Annotated in this window: 15 protein-coding genes; 14 read left to right on the plus strand and 1 reads right to left on the minus strand. The window is 71.4% G+C overall.

Features of this window, described 5'->3' with window-relative positions; genetic code table 11:
- Positions 1–3: 3 nt before the first annotated feature.
- The 8 genes from ACIOHP_RS33295 to gatB all read left to right on the plus strand — a co-directional run bounded on the left by ACIOHP_RS33295 (position 4) and on the right by gatB (position 10,208).
- On the plus strand, positions 4–693 hold the full coding sequence (locus ACIOHP_RS33295; RefSeq protein ID WP_401893349.1) for an SDR family oxidoreductase: 690 nt from the start codon (positions 4–6) through the stop codon (positions 691–693).
- On the plus strand, positions 690–1,688 hold the full coding sequence (locus ACIOHP_RS33300) for a methionine synthase (RefSeq protein WP_401893351.1): 999 nt from the start codon (positions 690–692) through the stop codon (positions 1,686–1,688). The genes ACIOHP_RS33295 and ACIOHP_RS33300 overlap by 4 nt, the downstream gene beginning before the upstream one ends.
- Before the next feature lie 15 nt (positions 1,689–1,703).
- The gene (ligA, locus tag ACIOHP_RS33305; RefSeq protein ID WP_401893353.1) at positions 1,704–3,896 is read left to right on the plus strand and encodes an NAD-dependent DNA ligase LigA; all 2,193 of its coding nucleotides are present in this window, start codon (positions 1,704–1,706) and stop codon (positions 3,894–3,896) included.
- A gap of 270 nt (positions 3,897–4,166) precedes the next feature.
- Positions 4,167–6,410: a bifunctional diguanylate cyclase/phosphodiesterase gene (locus tag ACIOHP_RS33310; RefSeq protein WP_361545497.1), complete on the plus strand. Its 2,244-nt coding sequence runs from the start codon at positions 4,167–4,169 to the stop codon at positions 6,408–6,410.
- A gap of 227 nt (positions 6,411–6,637) precedes the next feature.
- Positions 6,638–6,934 (plus strand): Asp-tRNA(Asn)/Glu-tRNA(Gln) amidotransferase subunit GatC, encoded by a 297-nt coding sequence (gatC, locus tag ACIOHP_RS33315; protein ID WP_007384860.1) that lies wholly within the window; start codon positions 6,638–6,640, stop codon positions 6,932–6,934.
- 5 nt (positions 6,935–6,939) lie between these two features.
- Positions 6,940–8,442, plus strand: a complete 1,503-nt coding sequence (gene gatA, locus ACIOHP_RS33320; protein ID WP_401893356.1) for an Asp-tRNA(Asn)/Glu-tRNA(Gln) amidotransferase subunit GatA — start codon at positions 6,940–6,942, stop codon at positions 8,440–8,442.
- Complete coding sequence (locus ACIOHP_RS33325; protein WP_053747884.1) at positions 8,439–8,678, plus strand: hypothetical protein; 240 nt, start codon at positions 8,439–8,441, stop codon at positions 8,676–8,678. The genes gatA and ACIOHP_RS33325 overlap by 4 nt, the downstream gene beginning before the upstream one ends.
- Positions 8,679–8,693: 15 nt before the next feature.
- The gene (gene gatB, locus ACIOHP_RS33330; protein ID WP_327719541.1) at positions 8,694–10,208 is read left to right on the plus strand and encodes an Asp-tRNA(Asn)/Glu-tRNA(Gln) amidotransferase subunit GatB; all 1,515 of its coding nucleotides are present in this window, start codon (positions 8,694–8,696) and stop codon (positions 10,206–10,208) included.
- Between the two features lie 53 nt (positions 10,209–10,261).
- Here gatB and ACIOHP_RS33335 read toward each other — a convergent pair whose 3' ends face one another.
- The gene (locus ACIOHP_RS33335; protein WP_401893358.1) at positions 10,262–11,074 is read right to left on the minus strand and encodes a methyltransferase domain-containing protein; all 813 of its coding nucleotides are present in this window, start codon (positions 11,072–11,074) and stop codon (positions 10,262–10,264) included.
- A 186-nt stretch (positions 11,075–11,260) separates the two neighbouring features.
- Here ACIOHP_RS33335 and ACIOHP_RS33340 point away from each other — a divergent pair, with 186 nt between their 5' ends.
- From ACIOHP_RS33340 to ACIOHP_RS33365, 6 genes are all read left to right on the plus strand, one after another.
- Positions 11,261–11,557 carry a hypothetical protein gene (locus tag ACIOHP_RS33340; protein ID WP_307025548.1) on the plus strand — a complete coding sequence of 99 codons (297 nt, stop codon included), beginning with the start codon at positions 11,261–11,263 and terminating at the stop codon, positions 11,555–11,557.
- A gap of 191 nt (positions 11,558–11,748) precedes the next feature.
- On the plus strand, positions 11,749–13,977 hold the full coding sequence (locus tag ACIOHP_RS33345) for an MMPL family transporter (protein ID WP_401893360.1): 2,229 nt from the start codon (positions 11,749–11,751) through the stop codon (positions 13,975–13,977).
- On the plus strand, positions 13,955–14,527 hold the full coding sequence (locus ACIOHP_RS33350; RefSeq protein ID WP_361545510.1) for a GNAT family protein: 573 nt from the start codon (positions 13,955–13,957) through the stop codon (positions 14,525–14,527). The genes ACIOHP_RS33345 and ACIOHP_RS33350 overlap by 23 nt, the downstream gene beginning before the upstream one ends.
- 35 nt (positions 14,528–14,562) lie before the next feature.
- A complete protein-coding gene (locus ACIOHP_RS33355) occupies positions 14,563–15,144 on the plus strand; it encodes a hypothetical protein (protein ID WP_361545513.1) in 582 nt (193 codons plus the stop codon).
- Positions 15,145–15,340: 196 nt separating this feature from the next.
- Positions 15,341–15,526, plus strand: coding sequence for a hypothetical protein (locus ACIOHP_RS33360; protein ID WP_361490618.1), 186 nt, complete (start codon positions 15,341–15,343; stop codon positions 15,524–15,526).
- Between the two features lie 137 nt (positions 15,527–15,663).
- Positions 15,664–18,702: an AAA family ATPase gene (locus ACIOHP_RS33365; protein ID WP_401893571.1), complete on the plus strand. Its 3,039-nt coding sequence runs from the start codon at positions 15,664–15,666 to the stop codon at positions 18,700–18,702.
- Positions 18,703–18,782 lie beyond the last annotated feature (80 nt).

Genomic DNA, 18,782 nt, shown 5'->3' on the forward strand with positions numbered 1-18,782 from the left:
GGCATGGCTACACATGTGATCACCGGGGCGGGCTCCGGCATCGGCGCGGCGGTGGCCCGCCGTCTGCACGCGCGCGGAGACGAACTCGTGCTCCACGCGCGCGACGCGGGCCGTGCGAAGGAGCTGGCGGCGGAGTTCCCCGGGTCGAGGACACTCGTCGGTGACCTGTCCGACCCGGACAAGTTGTCCTGGGCCTTCTCCCACCAGACGCTTCCCGACCGGGTCGACTCCCTGCTGCACATCGCGGGGGTGGTCGACCTCGGGCCGGTCGGCGACCTGACCCCCAAGTCGTGGCGTCACCAGCTCAACGTCAACCTGATCTCCCCCGCCGAGCTGACCCGTCACCTCCTGCCCCAACTCCGCACCGCGCGCGGGCACGTGGTGTTCGTCAACTCGGGCGCGGGCCTGCGGGCGAGCGCGGAGTGGTCGGCGTACGCCGCCTCCAAGCACGGCCTGAAGGCCCTGGCGGACTCCCTGCGCGCGGAGGAACACGGCAACGGCGTCCGGGTCACCTCCGTGTATCCCGGCCGGACGGCGAGCCCCATGCAGGCCAAGGTCCACCAGCAGGAGGGCAAGGAGTACGACCCCTCGGCGTGGATCGACCCGGAGTCGGTCGCCACGGCCATCCTGACGGCGATCGATCTGCCCAGGGACGCGGAGATCAACGACCTGACGGTGAGGCCGGGACGATGACCGCGTTCGCTTTCGCTCCCGCCACCGGCGTGGGCTCCCTGCCCGGCGGCGACGCCAGGGAGGCCGCCAGGACGGCCACCGGCTCCTTCGAGGACTTCCCGTTCCTGCCCGAGCTCCCCGCGCGCGGACCCGGCGCGGACATGATCGGGCGGACCGCCGGGATGCTCGTCGAGGTGTACGCGCGCGTGGAGCCCAGCGGGTGGCGGATCGGGGACCGGCCGGGCCGGGACACCAAGCGTGCCCGGTCCTGGCTCAATGAGGACCTGGACGCCCTGGAGGAGTTCACCCAGGGCTACGAGGGCCCGCTCAAGGTGCAGGCCGTCGGTCCCTGGACCCTCGCCGCCGCGCTGGAGCTGAGGAACGGTGAGGCCGCCCTGGGCGACCCCGGCGCCTGCCGGGACCTGGCCGTTTCGCTCGCCGAGGGACTGCGCGAGCACCTCGCCGAAGTGCACCGCCGCATCCCCGGCGCCCAGCTCGTCCTCCAGCTCGACGAGCCCTCTCTCATCTCCGTGCTCCGCGGGCACGTCAAGACCGCCAGCGGCTACCGCACCCACCGCGCCGTCGACCGGCAGGTCGTCGAGTCGACCCTCCGCGACGTCGTCGGGGTTCACGCGGACGGTCCCGTCGTGGTCCACTCGTGCGCACCGGACGTCCCGTTCGCCCTCCTGCGCCGGGCCGGTGCGGCGGCGATCTCCTTCGACTTCAGTCTTCTCACCGAGCGTGACGACGACGCGATCGGTGAGGCGGTGGAGGACGGCGCCCGGCTCTTCGCCGGTGTCGTACCCGGCACGGACACGGCATTGTCGGACCCTGCCGGTAGCGTCATGGGTGTCAGGACGCTGTGGCGCAGGTTGGGGCTGCATCCGGGGCTTCTCGCGGAGGCGGTCACGGTCACTCCGGCGTGTGGGCTCGCGGGGGCCTCCCCGAGTTACGCGCGCGCGGCTCTCGCCCACTGTGCCCAGGCGGCGAGGTCCCTCGCGGACAACCCAGAGTAACGGGAGGACAACACGGTGGCCGGCGACAAGCAAGCGGAGACGACGGTGCCCGCCGAGGCGCGGGAGCAGCACGCGAAGCTCGCTGAGCAGATCGAGGAGCACCGCTTCCGGTACTACGTGCAGGACGCTCCGGTCGTCAGCGACGCGGAGTTCGACAAGCTCCTGCGGTCGCTCGAGGCGCTGGAGGAGGAGTACAGCGAGCTGCGGACACCGGACTCGCCGACGCAGAAGGTCGCCGTCGAGTTCGAGACCGACCTCGCCAAGGTCGAGCACCGCGAACGCATGCTGTCGCTCGACAACGTCTTCGACGACGCGGGGCTCGCCGCATGGGCCGAGCGCGTCCACAAGGACGTCGGTACCTCCGGCTACCACTTCCTGTGCGAGCTCAAGATCGACGGCCTGGCGGTGAACCTGACCTACGAGAACGGCAGGCTCACCCGCGCGGCCACGCGGGGTACCGGGCGGATCGGTGAGGACATCACGCCCAATGTGATGACGATCGCCGAGATCCCGCACCGGTTGAAGGGCGACCGGGTGCCGAGCCTCGTCGAGATCCGCGGCGAGGTCTACTTCCCGATGGAGGCCTTCGAGGGCCTCAACGCCCGCCGCGTGGCGGCCGGTGAGAAGCCGTACGCCAACCCCCGCAACTCCGCCTCGGGTTCACTGCGGCAGAAGGACCCGAAGGTCACGGCGACCCTGCCCCTGCACATGGTCGTCCACGGCATCGGTGCCCTGGAGGGCTTCGACGGCATGACCCGTCTCTCCCAGGCCTACGACCTGCTCAAGGAATGGGGCCTGCCCACGGCCGAGCACAACAGGGTCGTCGACGACCTCGACGGGGTACGGGAGTTCATCGCGTACTTCGGCGAGCACCGGCACTCGGTGGCGCACGAGATCGACGGCGCGGTCGTCAAGCTGGACGAGATCCCGCTCCAGGGACGCCTCGGCTCCACCTCGCGCGCGCCGCGCTGGGCGATCGCCTACAAATACGCGCCCGAAGAGGTCAACACCAAGCTCATCAACATCCGTGTGGGCGTGGGCCGCACGGGCCGGGTCACGCCCTACGCCCAGGTCGAACCGGTCACGGTCGCGGGCTCGGAGGTCGAGTTCGCCACCCTGCACAACCAGGACGTCGTCAAGGCCAAGGGCGTCCTCATCGGTGACACCGTGGTGATCCGCAAGGCCGGTGACGTCATCCCGGAGATCCTCGGGCCGGTCGCGGACCTGCGCGACGGCAGCGAGCGCGCGTTCGTGATGCCGGCCGAGTGCCCGGAGTGCGGGACGGCGCTCAGGCCCATGAAGGAGGGCGACGTCGATCTGCGCTGCCCCAACGCCGAGGGCTGCCGGGCCCAGTTGCGGGAGCGCCTGTTCTACCTCGCGGGCCGCAAGTCGCTGGACATCGAGCACTTCGGGTATGTGGCCGCCGCGGCCCTGACGGATCCGCTGGAGCCCTCCGAACCGCCGCTCACCGACGAGGGCGACCTCTTCGACCTCACCATCGAGCAGTTGCTCCCCATCAAGGCGTACGTCCTCGACCAGGACAGCGGCCTGCCCAAGCGTGACCCGAAGACCGGCGAGGAGAAGATCGCCACGGTCTTCGCCAACCAGCAAGGCGAGCCGAAGAAGAACGCGGTGGCCATGCTGGAGAACATCGCCGCGGCCAAGGAGCGCCCCCTGGCCCGTGTCCTCACCGGCCTCTCGATCCGCCACGTCGGCCCGGTCGCCGCCCAGGCGCTGGCCCGTGAGTTCCGCTCGATCGAGCGGATCGAGCAGGCGACGGAGCTGGAGCTGGCCGACACCGACGGCGTCGGCGGGATCATCGCGAAGTCGCTCAAGGAGTGGTTCGCCGAGGAGTGGCATCAGGAGATCCTCCGCAAGTGGCGGGCCGCCGGCGTCCGCATGGAGGAGGAGAGCTCCGGCGAGGACGAGGGCCCCCGCCCCCTCGAAGGGCTCACCGTCGTGGTGACCGGCACCCTGGAGCGCTTCACCCGTGACGGTGCCAAGGAGGCATTGCAAACTCGGGGTGCGAAAGTGACCGGTTCTGTTTCGAAGAAGACGTCTTTCGTCGTTGTGGGTGACAATCCAGGTTCGAAGTACGACAAGGCGATGCAGCTGAAGGTGCCCGTCCTGAACGAGGACGGCTTCGACGTCCTGCTGGAACAGGGCCCGGAGGCGGCCGCCGAAGTCGCGCTTCCGACCGAGGAGTAGGACGGAGCAGCGGTTGAAGGCCACCCGATCGGCGCATACCAGATGCATACGGGTGGCCGGGGCGCATTCGGGCAACCGTCGACGACCGTTGCCCGTGAAAGCCTTCCGCGGCCTACTGTTGAGAGGTGCGCCCGCCGTGCCCAGCTGCGGTCGGGGCATCCCCTTGCTCCTCCAGAGCGGGGGGAAGGGCTTTCCAACGCGGCGCCGTCGAGGGTTTGTCGGGCAACGGGCCGCGTGGCGTGGGCACCGCCGGCTGTGAGAGGGACGGGAATGGAACCGACCGAGAGCGCCGCCCCGGACTCACGGCTGCGCCGGCTGACGGGCGCCTGGCGGGCGAGCCGGCGGTCGACGCGGTCCCCGAACCGTCCGGGCGAGGAGGGGCGCGCCCTCGGACCGTACTCCGCCGCGGCAGCCGGACGTAACGTCGTACAACTCGCCGAACACACCCCCGGGCTGCCGGGCTCCGGGTCCGAGCGGCATCTGTCCTGGCCCGCGCTGCCCACCGGGGTCGTCGCCGCGGCCGGGTTCGTGCTCGGCGCCGGCTTCTACCGGGCCTTCACCGAAGGCCACGCGCTCTTCCCGTCCGGCACCGTGGGCTGGTCCCTGGCCTTGCTGACCGGCATCATCGTCGGCCACCTGGTCGCGCTCGGCCGTGCCCGCTGGTGGGGCGGCACCGGCTCGGGCGCCGCCCTCACCCTCGCCGTGCTGCTGCTGTACGGCTGGGTGCCCGCCGGGATGGTCAGCCTCACCGTCGTCGTCCTGGTCGGCATAGCCAGGCGCAACCGCTGGCGACAGGGCGTCCTGCACGGCGCGGTGGACATCCTCGGCATCGGCGCCGGCGCCCTGGTGCTGGCCGCGTTCGGCCGCCTCCCGTCCGTCGAGGCCCCCTGGAACCCCGACACCTGGACCTTCTACACCGCCCCCGAGGTGCTCCTCGTAGCGGCCGCCTACCTCGCGGTCACCCGCACCCTGCTGTGGTACCTGCACGCCCCGCGCACCGGCGGCCTGCCCACCGTGGCCCGCACCGCCCTCGTCAGACAGGGCCTGGTCGCGGTCGCGCTGCTCGGCATCGCACCGCTGGTCTGCGTCGTCGCCGTCGCCAAACCGGTGCTGCTGCCGCTCTTCTCGATCCCGCTCATCGCCCTCGACTCCACCCTGTGGATAGCCCGGGCCCGGGCGGAGGAGCAGCTGCGCGACCCGCTGACCGGGCTCCCCAACCGGCAATGGCTCCTCGAACGGATCTGGACCGCCCTGGACGACGCCGAACGCATCGGCGCCCGGGCCGCCCTGATGCTCATCGACCTCGACCGCTTCCGGTCGGTCAACGACACCCTGGGCCACCTGGCCGGTGACCGGCTGCTCCTGCAGATAGCCGACCGGCTGCAGGCGGCCCTGCCGCGCGGAGCGGAGGCCGCACGGCTCGGCGGTGACGAGTTCGCCGTCTTACTGCCCGTCGCCGACTCCACGACGTCCGCGACCCGGGTCGCCCGCAACCTCGTCGCGGCCCTCAGTTCCCCGCTCGACCTCGACGGGCTCACCCTCGTCCTGGAGGCCAGCGCCGGAGTCGCCGTCTTCCCCGACCACGCCCTGGACGCCGAAGGGCTGCTGCGCCGGGCGGACGTGGCGATGTACCAGGCGAAGCGCGACCGCACCGGCGTCGAGGTCTACGAGTCCAAGCGGGACTCCAACACCCCCGACCGGCTCGGCCTGCTGGGCGATCTGCGCCGGGCCCTGGACGCGCACGAGGTCCAGCTGCACTACCAGCCCAAAGTCCGCTTCGACGGACAGGTGGCGGGCCTGGAGGCCCTCGTCCGGTGGGTGCACCCGGAGCGCGGGAAGGTGCCGCCCGACGAGTTCATCGCCATCGCCGAGTCCTCGGGGCTGATGCCGCACCTCACCGAGTACGTCCTGGACACCGCGCTCGCCCAGGTGGCCCGGTGGCGCGCCCAGGGCCTGTACGTGCCCGTCGCGGTCAACGTCTCCCCGCGCGACGTCCACACCCCCGGCTTCGCAGGCTCCGTCGCCGCCCGGCTGGCCCGGCACGGCGTCCCCGCGGGCTCGCTCCAGCTGGAGATAACCGAACACGTGCTCCTGGAGGACCCGCAGCGCGCCGCCGACACCCTCGCCGGGCTGACCGGGCACGGCGTGAAGATGTCGCTGGACGACTTCGGCACGGGCTACTCGTCGCTGGTGCATCTGCGTCGGCTGCCGGTCAGCGAGCTGAAGATCGACCGCTCCTTCGTGGCACGGCTGGCGATCGACACCGAGGACGCCGAGATCGTGCGGTGCACGGTGGATCTCGCGCACTCGCTGGGCCTGCTCGTGGTCGCCGAGGGCGTCGAGGACGACGAGACGTGGGAGCGGCTGCGGGATCTGGGCTGCGACGCCGTACAGGGGTGGCTGGTGGCGGCGGCGATGCCGGCCGAGGAGGCCACGGCGTGGCTGCGCGCCCGGGGTTCGCGTGGATGGCAGCGCCCGCGGGCGGCTCTGCCGGCGGCTGCCACCGACGAGTAGCCAGGCGATTTCCGCCCCCGCCGCCCTCACCCGTTCCCTCCGCAGGGGCTGCCGCCCCTTCGGCCCCGCCCTCAGGGGGCGCTGCCCCCTGGACCCCCGCTCCGCAAACGCCGGAGGGGCTGAATTCACCGACGCCGGTCGGGGGCGAGGAAACCGTTTCACGGGCACAGGGCGCCGCCCCATAGGATTGGCCCCAAACCACACACTCCCACCCAGAGGATCGCTGCATGCCTGGCATCACGCGCGAGGAGGTCGCCCACCTCGCACGGCTGGCGCGTCTGGAGCTGAAGCCCGAAGAGCTCGAGCACTTCGCGGGACAGCTGGACGACATCATCGGCGCGGTCGCACGCGTCAGTGAGGTCGCCGACCAAGACGTACCGCCGACCTCGCACCCGCTCCCGCTGACGAACGTCATGCGGGCGGACGAGGTCCGTCCGTCGCTCACCCCCGAGCAGGCGCTCTCCGGCGCCCCGGCCCAGGAGCAGCAGCGTTTCAAGGTGCCGCAGATCCTGGGGGAGGACTAACCGCCATGACGGACAACGTCAACATCATCAAGCTCACCGCCGCCGAGACCGCCGCGAGGATCGCCTCCGGCGAGCTCACCGCGGTCGAGGTGACCGAGGCCCACCTGGCCCGTATCGAGGCCGTCGACGAGAAGGTGCACGCCTTCCTGCACGTCGACCGCGAGGGCGCGCTGGCCCAGGCCCGTGCCGTCGACGAGAAGCGCGCCAAGGGCGAGAAGCTCGGCCCGCTGGCCGGCGTCCCGCTCGCGCTGAAGGACATCTTCACCACCGAGGGCATCCCGACGACCGTCGGTTCGAAGATCCTCGAGGGCTGGATCCCGCCGTACGACGCCACCCTCACCAAGCGGCTCAAGGCCGCGGACATCGTCATCCTCGGCAAGACCAACATGGACGAGTTCGCCATGGGGTCCTCCACCGAGAACAGCGCCTACGGCCCGACCGGCAACCCCTGGGACCTCACCAGGATCCCCGGCGGCTCCGGCGGAGGCTCCTCCGCCGCCCTCGCCTCCTTCCAGGCGCCCCTCGCCATCGGCACCGACACCGGCGGCTCCATCCGCCAGCCGGCCTCCGTCACCGGCACGGTCGGCGTGAAGCCGACGTACGGGGCCGTGTCCCGCTACGGCATGGTCGCGTTCTCGTCCTCCCTCGACCAGGGCGGGCCCTGCGCCCGTACGGTCCTGGACGCGGCGCTGCTGCACGAGGTCATCGCCGGGCACGACCCGCTCGACTCCACCTCCATCGACGCCCCGGTCCCGCCGGTCGTCGAGGCCGCCCGCAACGGCAGCGTCGAGGGCATGCGCGTCGGCGTCGTCAAGCAGTTCCGCGGTGAGGGCTACCAGGCCGGTGTCATCCAGCGGTTCGACGAGTCCGTCGCACTGCTGAAGGACCTGGGCGCCGAGATCGTCGAGCTGGACTGCCCGTCCTTCGACCTCGCGCTGTCGGCGTACTACCTGATCGCGCCGTCCGAGTGCTCGTCCAACCTCGCCCGCTTCGACGGCCTGCGCTACGGCCTGCGGGTCGGCGACGACGGCACCCATTCGGCCGAGGAGGTCACCTCCCTCACCCGTGAGGCGGGCTTCGGCCCCGAGGTGAAGCGGCGCATCATGCTCGGTACCTACGCGCTCAGCTCCGGCTACTACGACGCGTACTACGGCAGCGCCCAGAAGGTCCGCACGCTCATCACGCGTGACTTCGAGAAGGCCTTCGAGCAGGTCGACGTCATCGTCTCGCCGACGACGCCCACCACCGCCTTCCCGATCGGCGAGCGTGCCGACGACCCGATGGCGATGTACCTCGCGGACCTGTGCACCATCCCGACCAACCTGGCGGGCAACGCGGCCATGTCGCTGCCCTGCGGTCTCGCCCCGGAGGACAACCTCCCGGTCGGTCTGCAGATCATCGCCCCGGCGCTGAAGGACGACCGTCTTTACAAGGTCGGCGCCGCCGTCGAGGCCGCCTTCGTGGAAAAGTGGGGGCATCCGCTTCTCGAGGAGGCACCGTCGCTGTGAGCGCACTGACCAAGGCCAAGGGCTTCAAGAAGTCCAAGTCCGGCACGTACCTGTCCATCGCCGGGACCGCGTTCGGCGCGATCGGCGTCGCCAAGCGGCTCAAGAAGGCGCGCGCCGACAAGGACACGCTCGTCCTGATCGACGCCACCGTCTCCGCGGTCGCGATCGTCACCGGCCTCGCCATCCTGTACCGCGAGCTGAAGCGGCTGGGCGACGACGACGTCCTGCTGGGCTGAGAGGGAAGTTTCACCGTGACCACCACGACCGACCTGGAGTCGTACGAGGACGCACTCGCGTCGTACGACCCCGTCATGGGCCTTGAGGTCCATGTCGAACTCGGCACCAAGACCAAGATGTTCTGCGGCTGTTCGACCGAACTCGGTCAGGACGCCAACACGCAGACCTGTCCCGTCTGCCTCGGCCTGCCCGGCGCGCTCCCGGTCGTCAACGCGACCGGAGTCGAGTCGGCGATCAGGATCGGCCTCGCGCTGAACTGCGAAATCGCCGAGTGGTGCCGCTTCGCCCGGAAGAACTACTTCTATCCGGACATGCCGAAGAACTTCCAGACCTCCCAGTACGACGAGCCGATCGCCTTCAACGGCTACCTCGACGTCCAGCTGGAGGACGGCGAGACCTTCCGTGTGGAGATCGAGCGCGCCCACATGGAGGAGGACACCGGCAAGTCGCTGCACGTCGGCGGCGCGACCGGCCGCATCCACGGCGCGTCCCACTCGCTGCTCGACTACAACCGGGCCGGCATCCCCCTCATCGAGATCGTCACCAAGCCGATCGAGGGCGCCGGCGAGCGTGCTCCCGAGGTCGCGAAGGCGTACGTCGCCGAGCTGCGCGAGCTCATCAAGGCGCTCGGTGTCTCCGAGGCCCGTATGGAGCAGGGCCAGATGCGCTGCGACGTGAACCTGTCGCTGCGCCCGCACGGCCGCGAGAAGTTCGGCACCCGGAGCGAGACCAAGAACGTCAACTCGCTGCGTTCCGTGGAGCGCGCCGCCCGCTTCGAGATCCAGCGGCATGCCGCCGTACTCAACAGCGGCGGCACGATCATCCAGGAGACCCGGCACTTCCACGAGGACACCGGGTCGACGACCTCGGGCCGCGTGAAGGAAGAGGCCGAGGACTACCGGTACTTCCCCGAGCCGGACCTCGTTCCGGTGGCCCCCTCGCGCGAGTGGGTCGAGGAGATCCGCGCCGGTCTGCCCGAACTGCCGCTGGCCCGCCGCAACCGCCTCGTCGCGGAGTGGGGCATCTCGGCGCTCGACATGCAGGCGATCCTCAACGCCGGTGCGCTGGACCCGATCGTCGCCACGATCGACGCCGGCGCCGACGCGGCCTCCGCCCGCAAGTGGTGGATGGGCGAACTCGCCCGCAGCGCCAACGAGTCGGGCACGTCGCTGGACGAGCTGGCCATCACCCCGGCGCAGGTCGCCCGGGTCACCGAGCTCGTCGCCAAGGGTGACCTCAACGACAAGCTGGCCCGTCAGGTCATCGAAGGCGTCCTCGCGGGCGAAGGCACCCCGGACGAGGTCGTCGACAAGCGCGGTCTGAAGGTCGTCTCCGACGAGGGTGCGCTGACCACCGCCGTCGAGGAGGCCATCGCCGGCAACCCGGGCATCGCCGACAAGATCCGCGGCGGCAAGGTCGCCGCCGCAGGCGCCCTGGTCGGCGCGGTCATGAAGGCGACCCGCGGTCAGGCCGACGCGGCCCGCGTCAAGGAGCTGATCCTGGAGAAGCTGGGCGTCAGCGAGGGCTGAGGCAGTCGTGGGGCGGGGCCCCGGAGGTATGACCTCCGGGGCCCCGCTGTCGCTTACGGCGTCCGGCGTCCCACGACCCGCGCGAAACCGAGCACATGCTCGACGTCGGCGTGCATCAGGTCGACCGACCAGCGCGCCATGTCCGCCATGAACTCGCTGGAGCTCTCCTCGGCGCACACCTCGCTCCACAGCAGCCAGTCGCGCCAGCCGTCCTCCAGCCAGTCGGCCGTCTCGACGGTCACGGCTCCGCTGCGCGTCCACAGCCGCCGCCACCAGGCGGGGGAGTGGAACGCCCAGAAACCGGGATCCTTCTCCCAGTACTCCTTCAGATGGGCCGGAGGGTCGTCGCCCTCCAGTTCCTCCCGAAGCGCCGGTACGACGATCCCGATCCGCCCGCCCGGCTTCAACAACCGCGCCAGCGTGGGCAGATACAGGTCGTTCGTACCGAAGTACTGATACGCGTCGACGGAGACGATCGCGTCGAACGTGCCCTCGCCGAACGGCAGGTCGTGCGCCTCGGCGTACACCGGCAGCACACGATCGCCGACATCCGCCTCGGCGACGCGTACGGCGTTCTCGTCGGCCTTGACCCACAGATCGGCGGCGGTGACCTGGACGTCGTACTCCTTGGCGAGGAACACGGAGGTCATGGCACGGCCGCAGCCCAGGTCGAGGACGCGGGCGCCGGGGCGCAGCCGGTCGAGGCCCAGCGCGGGCGCCAGCCACTCCAGCAGCCACAGCGCGTTCGGGCCCATCTGGTTCTCGATGGCCCAGCGGACGTCGTAGCCGTTGCTGCGCGGGTAGCGGCTCTGGGTCAGCCGCCGGACGAGGTCCTCACTCGAGGCACTCGGGGTGATGTCTGACATCGGTGAACGGGCTCCTTGAGTCCTTCGTAGGGAAGAGAGATGCGTAGGAGCTCGGTCGGACCTTCAAAAAATCAACCTGCTTCGGTCGGCGGCGGGAAGCCGGAGACGGCGGACGGCGGGACCGTAGCAGCGGGCGAGGCTGCCCTGCACCTGGTTTCTCAGGGGGACGCGCTACGCTCGCCCGCCATGAACGGACGCGGTGATTCCGAGATACCGGAGGAGTACGCGGACCCGGCCGAGGACGCGCGGCGGGCCCGCTGGACGGCTCTGGCCACCGGGGCGGTGCTGACGCTCGCGGGCATGGCGGCCTCGGCGCTCCGCTTCACGGGATCCGGCCCGGCGCTCGTCCCGGCCGCCTACGCCACCGGGGCCGCGGTCTGTGCGCTCGCGTCGGTGCTCGGCTCCCGGGGACGCACCCGCAGGGCGCTGTGGCTGCTGATCGTCGGCGTGATGGTGATGGCGCTGGGCGACCAGTTCGACTGAGGTGACAGAGAGGCCGTTACTGTCCTGTGATCTGCCTCCCACTCCTGTGAATAAACGCACGAATGCGGTAAACGATCATTTCTGGCTGCAAGAGTGGTCTCCGCATTGCTCATGCGTTCTTTGCGGGCTGTTCATCTCATTGACGACTGTTCCCGGTCAAAGATCCACAAATCCACCCGGGAGCACGTTTCGTGGCAGCCCTCGCACGCTGGTGTGTCCAGCGCCGCCTCGTCGCCGTTCTGCTGTGGCTCCTCGCCTTCGGCGGGGTGACCGCGGCCGCCGTGGCCACCGGCTCGGCGTACTCGAACGACTACGAGGTCCCCGGCACCGAGTCGGGCCGCGCCACCCAGCTGCTGCAGGAAGGTTTCCCGGAGCTCGGCGGTGACAGCGACACCGTCGTCTGGCACACCACGTCCGGCACGGTCCGTGCCTCCGCCGTCGAGCAGACCATGACCCGGACCCTCGACGAGATCGCCGCTCTGCCCGGGGTGGCCACCGTCGTCAGTCCGTACGACGAGCAGGGCGCCACCCAGGTCAGCGAGAACGGCCGCACCGCCTACGCCACGGTCACCTTCGACGACCGGGCCGAGGACATCGACAAGGGCCAGGCACAGGCCGTCGTCGACACCGCCGAGAAGGCCGCCGGCGACGGGCTCCAGGTCGAGCTGGGCGGCAGCGCCATCGCCCTCACCGAGTCCTCGGGCGGACATCTCGCCGAGGCCGTCGGCGTGCTCGTCGCCGCGGTCGTGCTGTTCCTCGCCTTCGGCTCGCTCGCCGCCTCGCTGCTGCCCATCGCCACCGCGCTGGTCAGCGTCGGCACGGCGTACGCCGGGATCGTGCTGCTCGGGCACGCCATGACCGTCGCCGACTTCGCGCCCATGCTCGGCATGCTGATCGGACTCGGCGTCGGCATCGACTACGCGTTGTTCATCGTGACCCGGCACCGGCGCGGACTGAAACGCGGACTCGGCGTCGCCGAGTCCATCACCAACGCCGTCGCGACCACCGGGCGGGCCGTCGTCTTCGCGGGTGCCACGGTTTGCATCGCCCTGCTGGGCATGCTGATCCTCCGGCTGAGCTTCCTCAACGGCGTCGCGATAGCCGCCTCGCTCACCGTCGTCCTCACCGTCGCGGCCTCCGTCACCCTGCTGCCCGCCCTGCTCTCCCTCATCGGCATGCGCGCCCTGAGCCGGCGCGAGCGACGCCACCTGGACGAGCACGGGCCCCAGCCCGAACTGCCGACCGGGCTCGCCGCGCGCTGGTCGGCGTTCGTGGAACGCCACCCCAAGCTGCTCGGCGCGGTCGCCCTGGCCGTCATGACCGTCCTGGCCCTGCCCACGCTGGGACTGCACCTCGGCACCTCCGACCAGGGCAACAACCCGCAGGCGTCCACCACCCGCCAGGCCTACGACCTGCTCGCCGCCGGCTTCGGCCCCGGCGTCAACGGCCCGCTGACCCTGGTGACCCACGTCGACGGCGCCGAGGACAAGCTCCTCCTCGACAACCTCGACGCCACCATCCGCACCACCGAGGGCGTCGCCTCGGCGACCCCGGTGACCTACAACACGGGTGGGGGCACCGGGTACTTCACGATCGTCCCGGAGTCGTCCCCGCAGTCCCAGAAGACCAGCGACCTCGTCGACCGGCTGCGCACCGAGGTGCTGCCGCGCGCCGAGACCGGCACCTCGCTCGACATCCAGGTCGGCGGTGTCACGGCGTCGTACGACGACTTCGCCGAGGTGATCATCGGCAAACTGCCCCTGTTCGTCGGCGTCGTCATCGGCCTGGGCTGTCTGCTGCTCCTGCTCGCCTTCCGGTCCGTCGGCATCCCGCTGAAGGCGGCCGCGATGAACGTCGCCGCGGTCGCCGCCGCCTTCGGGATCGTCGTCGCGATCTTCCAGTGGGGCTGGGGGAGCGAGTTCCTGGGCCTCGGCCGGGCGGGACCGATCGAGCCCTTCCTGCCGGTGATCATGGTGTCCGTGCTCTTCGGGCTCTCCATGGACTACCAGGTCTTCCTGGTCAGCCGGATGTACGAGGAGTGGCTGGAGACCGGCGACAACCGGCGGGCCGTCCGCGTCGGCCTCGCCGAGACCAGCCGGGTGATCAACTCCGCCGCGGTCATCATGATCTCCGTCTTCCTCGCCTTCGTCCTCAGCGGCGACCGCGTGATCGCCATGTTCGGCATCGCCCTCGCCGCCGCCGTCGCCCTCGACGCGTTCGTCCTGCGCACGCTGCTCGTCCCCGCCCTCATGCACCTGCTCGGCGGCGCCAACTGGTGGCTGCCGGGCTGGCTGGACCGCCGGATGCCCCGCATCAGCATCGAACCGCCCGAGTGCCGGGCCGCCCATGCGAGGCTGGACGGTGTCGTGGCGGAGCTGGAGAAGGAGCGGGACATCGATGTACGCGATATCGCTGGGTGACGGCGCCGAACTGCGTCCGCTGGAGCCGTGGCACGCAGAGGAGTTCCTGGCGAACCTGGACCGCGGCAGGGAGTTCATCGGGGAGTTCATCCCCTTCGGCTCCAACGCGGTGGACGTGGAGTCCGCGCGCGAGACGCTCCAGCGCTACGCCCGGATGCGCGCCGACGACACCGGCGGCTACCACGGCATCTGGCTGGACGGAAAGCTCGTCGGCGGAGTGCTCACCCTCAACTTCGACGCCGCTCAGGGCAACGCCGAGGTCGGCTGCTGGCTGGAGCCCGCCGCCACCGGGCGCGGGCTGATCACCCGGGCGATGCGGGTGCTCATCGACTGGGTGATCGAGGAGCGCGGCATCCACCGCGTCGAATGGATCGCCGCCGCCGGCAACACCAACAGCCTCAATGTCGCCCGGCGGCTGGGGATGACCCGCGACGGCGTCCACCGGCAGGCGCACCTCTATGGTGGGGTGCGGCACGATCTCGAGGTTTGGTCGGTGCTGGCGCCCGAGTGGCGTGAGGCACGCGCGCGTGCCGCTCACAGCGATCATTAAGAAACCTCTCAGACTGCGTCCGTACGGTGCGAGGTATGGGAACCAAGACTGTTGACGAGACCGGGGCCGAGACGGGCCCCGAGGCCAGGACCGACGAGGAGAAGGTGGACGTCACGAAGAGCGACGCCGTGGGCGCCGACGAGGTGACCGAGGCCGACGACGCCGAGGACGGCGACGAGGCCGAGCTGCTCGAGGGCCTCGGCGAGGACGAGAAGGAGGGCCCGTCCGGCGTCGGCCAGGGTGCGGCCGCCGTCGTGTCCGCCGGGCTCGGTCTCGTCTCCCTCACCGGTGGCTGGATCGGTACGGTCGCCGCCGCCCGCGAGACCCTCGTGGGCCAGCTGGAGACGGCGTCGACCGCGACCGTCGCCACGCAGGTCAAGGAGGTCTACGGCGACGCCTGGCAGACCTCCGCCCTGTGGGCCGGCTTCTTCGCGCTGGCCGCGCTGATCGTGGGCGTCTTCGTGCTGGCCCGGCCCGCCTTCGGGGCGCCCGGCAAGCCGCAGGCCCCGTGGATCAAGTCGGTCGGCTGGGCGGGCGTCTCGCTCGGTGTCATCGGCCTGCTGCTGGCCGTCCTCAAGTACACCGACGTCCTGCTCGGACTGCCCTCCACGAGCTGAATCACCGCAGGTCACCAAGGGGTCTTAGGCCGACCGCAAGCACCTTACGCGGCGTCTGAGGCCCCTTAGGCACGTCTAAGGCCCCCGCGGTGGCCGAAGATGCGGAACTCTCCCGATGTGGCGGACCCGCCTTGGAGACGAAGGTAAAGGCATCGCAGAAAGCGAAGCACGAAACCGACTCTCCCAAGGGGACACCATGTACGAGTACGAGCTCTCCCAGCTTCGCTCCGCCGACCTGCTCCGTCAGGCCCAGCAGGAGCGGCTGGCCCGCGAGGCGGTCCGCGGACGCCGCGCCGCCCGCCGCGAGGCAGCCGGCCACGAGACCGAGGGCGAGGTGCATACCGGGCTCTCCCGCCGGCTCCGCTTCCTGCGCGCCGCGTGACCACGGGGGAGGGGGACGGCCGCCCGCCGACCGAGGCGGCCGTCCCCCCGGACGCCGGGGCGGCAGCGGACCCGAAGAGGGGGGAGGCGGACACGCTCCCCGCGAAAACCGGTGCCGCGCTGTCGGACCCCCGTGCGATGCTCGGGCCCGTGGAGACCAGGTCCGTCAGTCCCGTGTTCGTCGGCCGCGCCGATGAGCTGACCCACTTGAACGAGGCGCTCGCCCGTGCCGCCGCGGGCGAGCCGCAGGCCTTGCTGATCGGCGGCGAGGCCGGCGTCGGCAAGACCCGGCTCGTCGAGGAGTTCGCCACCGCGGCCGGCGGACAGGGCGCGGTCGTCGCGCTCGGCGGCTGCGTCGAGATCGGCGCCGACGGGCTGCCCTTCGCCCCGTTCTCCACCGCCCTGCGCGCCCTGCGCCGCGAACTGCCGGACGAGATGGCCGTCGCGGCCGCGGGCCAGGAGGAGGAACTGGCCCGGCTCCTGCCCGAACTGGGCGAGGCGCCCTCGGGACGCCACGACGAGCAGAGCATGGCCCGCCTCTTCGAACTCACCGCCCGCGTGCTGGAGCGCGTCGCCGCCGACCGCACGGTCGTCGTCGCCCTCGAAGACCTGCACTGGGCCGACGCCTCCACCCGCCACCTCCTCGCCTACCTCTTCCGCACCCTGCGCACCGGCCGCCTCGTCGTCCTCGCCACCTACCGCGCCGACGACATCCACCGCCGCCACCCGCTGCGCCCCCTGCTCGCCGAACTCGACCGGCTGCGCACCGTCCGCCGCCTCGAACTCGGCCGCTTCAACCGCACCGAGGTCGGCCGCCAGATCGCCGGCATCCTCGCCTCCGAACCCGACCCGGCCACCGTCGACGACATCTTCGAACGCTCCGACGGCAACGCCTTCTTCGTCGAGGAACTCGCCGTCGCCGCCCACGAGGGCTGCTGCGCCGGCCTCACCGACTCACTCCGCGACCTGCTCCTGGTCCGCGTCGAGGGACTGCCCGAGAGCACCCAGCGGGTCGCCCGGGTCGTCGCCGAGGGCGGCTCCACCGTCGAGTACCGGCTGCTCGCCGCCGTCGCCGGGCTCGCCGAGGACGACCTCATCGAGGCACTGCGGGCCGCCGTGAACGCCAACATCCTCAGCGCCGCACCCGACGACGACGGCTACCGCTTCCGCCACTCCCTGGTCCGCGAGGCTGTCAGCGACGACCTGCTGCCCGGGGAGCGCTCCCGCCTCAACCGCCGCTACGCCGAAGCCCTGGAGGCCGACCCGGCGCTCGTACCGGCCGACGGCCGCGTCATGCGTCTGGCCAGCTACTGGTACCACGCCCACGACGCGGCCAAGGCCCTGCCCGCCGTCCTGGCCGCCTCCGTCACCGCCCGCCGCCGGCACGCCTACTCCGAACAACTGCGGCTCCTGGAACGCGCGATGGAGCTCTGGGACACCGCCCCCGAGAACGTACGGGCCGCCCTGCGCCCCGTCGACTACGCCGAGGTCTACCCCGCCTGCGGCTGCGACCCGGCCACCACCCCGCTGCGCTACCTCGACCTGATGGCCGAGGCCGCCGTGGCCGGCCGGCTCTGCGGAGAACGGGAACGCGCCCTGAAGATCATCAAGCGGGCGCTGCACCTCCTGGAGGAGGAGGGCGATCCGCTGCGCAGCGCCTGGTTCTGGGTACAGCGCTCCCGGCTGATCTCCGCGCTGTCCCGGGGCGACGGCTGGCAGGAACTCGCCACCGCCCAGGAGCTGGTACGCGGCCTGCCGCCCTCCGAGGTGCACGCCGAGGTCCTCGCCAGCGTCGCCAACTGGTCCATGGTGCACGTCCCCGGCCCCGACGCCTTCTCCGCCGCCGAGCGCGCCGTGGAGTACGCGCGCATGCTCGGCGTCCACGAGATCGAGATGAACGCCCGGCTCACCCTCGGCAGCCTCAAGGTCCACGCCGGTGACATCGAGACCGGACTCGGCGAGATGCTGGAGGTCAAGCGCGAGACGGTCGAGCACGGCCTCTCCGCCGTCGCGGCCCGCGTCTATGTGAACCTGCCGGACGCCCTCGAAGCCGTCGGACGCTCCTCCGACGCCGTGCCCATCCTGGAGGAAGGGCTCGCCTACACCCGGCGGTTCGGCCTCCCGGACAGCGAGGCCTGGGCCTGGGGCAACCTCGCCGAATCCCTCTGCAGCCTGGGCCGCTGGGACGAGGCCGCCGAAGCCTCCGTCAACGCCGGGCGCATCGGGCAGAGCGCCAAGCCCCGCGGCTTCCACGCCCTCCTGCGCGCCGAACTAGCCCTCGCCCGAGGTGACCTGGCCGAGTCCCGCCACCAACTGGCCGCGTCCCGAGCCCACTTCGGCAGCCACGACCGGCCGCCCCAGAACGAGATCCCCCTCGCCCGCATCGCCATCGGCGTCGCCGCCGGCGAGGGCCGCCTCCTGGACGCCCGCGCCGAACTCGAACGCGCCATGGACACCGGCTTCCCGCCCGACACCCAGCGCTACGCCTGGCCCCTCCTGCGGACCGCCGCCGCCATGGAGGCCGACGCCCTCGGCCTGCCCGCCGCCGACCCAGGCCGCGCCGAACTCCTCGAACGCATCCGTACGGCCGCCAAGCCCCTGGCCACCAACGTCCCCGTCTGGCAGGCCCACGAACGCTGGGTCCGCGCGGAGCTCCTGCGCGCCGAGGGCACGAGCGACCCCGAGGACTGGTCGGAGGTGACCGCCGCCTTCGAGTGCCTGGACCGCCCCTACGACCTCGCGCGCGTCCGCCACCGTCTCGCAGAGGCCCTCCTGACCACCGGCGGCGAGGACGAACGCGACCGCGCCACGGAGCTGCTGCGCCTCGCCCACGCCGTCGCCCGCCACCTCGGTGCCCGTCCCCTGACCGACGCCGTCACCCAGCTCGCCCAGCGTGCCCGCCTCCCCATGGCCCGCATCCCGAAGCGGTCCCAGGCCCCCTCGGCCGACTCCCTCGGCCTCACCGGCCGGGAGCGCGACGTGCTGCGCCTGGTCTCCGCCGGCCGCAGCAACCGTCAGATAGCCGAGGAGCTGTTCATCTCCCCGAAAACGGCCAGCGTCCATGTCTCGAACATCCTGGCCAAGCTGGGCGTCTCGGGCCGGGGCGAGGCCGCGGCCGTGGCACACCGGCTGGGGCTGTTCCCGGCGGAGTCGCTCACCGGCCGGACGGCGGGGTGAGACCCCGCAGGATCGGCGCCACAGGCTCACCCTTCGGACGAACGGCGTCAGGTTTACGCTGTAAAGGACGTCGGCCCAGG

Origin of the sequence: Streptomyces sp. NPDC087859 (assembly GCF_044742595.1) — a bacterium.
GTDB lineage: Bacteria > Actinomycetota > Actinomycetes > Streptomycetales > Streptomycetaceae > Streptomyces > Streptomyces canus_F.

Bases quoted from the DNA above. Each gene is read 5' to 3' on its own strand.
- ACIOHP_RS33295 (WP_401893349.1), top strand. From the start codon at position 4: ATGGCTACACATGTGATCACCGGGGCGGGCTCCGGCATCGGCGCGGCG.
- ACIOHP_RS33340 (WP_307025548.1), top strand. From the start codon at position 11,261: ATGAACGGACGCGGTGATTCCGAGATACCGGAGGAGTACGCGGACCCG.
- ACIOHP_RS33365 (WP_401893571.1), top strand. From the start codon at position 15,664: ATGCTCGGGCCCGTGGAGACCAGGTCCGTCAGTCCCGTGTTCGTCGGC.
- ACIOHP_RS33310 (WP_361545497.1), top strand. From the start codon at position 4,167: ATGGAACCGACCGAGAGCGCCGCCCCGGACTCACGGCTGCGCCGGCTG.
- ACIOHP_RS33350 (WP_361545510.1), top strand. From the start codon at position 13,955: ATGTACGCGATATCGCTGGGTGACGGCGCCGAACTGCGTCCGCTGGAG.
- gatA (WP_401893356.1), top strand. From the start codon at position 6,940: ATGACGGACAACGTCAACATCATCAAGCTCACCGCCGCCGAGACCGCC.
- ACIOHP_RS33355 (WP_361545513.1), top strand. From the start codon at position 14,563: ATGGGAACCAAGACTGTTGACGAGACCGGGGCCGAGACGGGCCCCGAG.
- ACIOHP_RS33360 (WP_361490618.1), top strand. From the start codon at position 15,341: ATGTACGAGTACGAGCTCTCCCAGCTTCGCTCCGCCGACCTGCTCCGT.
- gatC (WP_007384860.1), top strand. From the start codon at position 6,638: ATGCCTGGCATCACGCGCGAGGAGGTCGCCCACCTCGCACGGCTGGCG.
- ACIOHP_RS33300 (WP_401893351.1), top strand. From the start codon at position 690: ATGACCGCGTTCGCTTTCGCTCCCGCCACCGGCGTGGGCTCCCTGCCC.
- ACIOHP_RS33335 (WP_401893358.1), bottom strand. From the start codon at position 11,074: ATGTCAGACATCACCCCGAGTGCCTCGAGTGAGGACCTCGTCCGGCGG.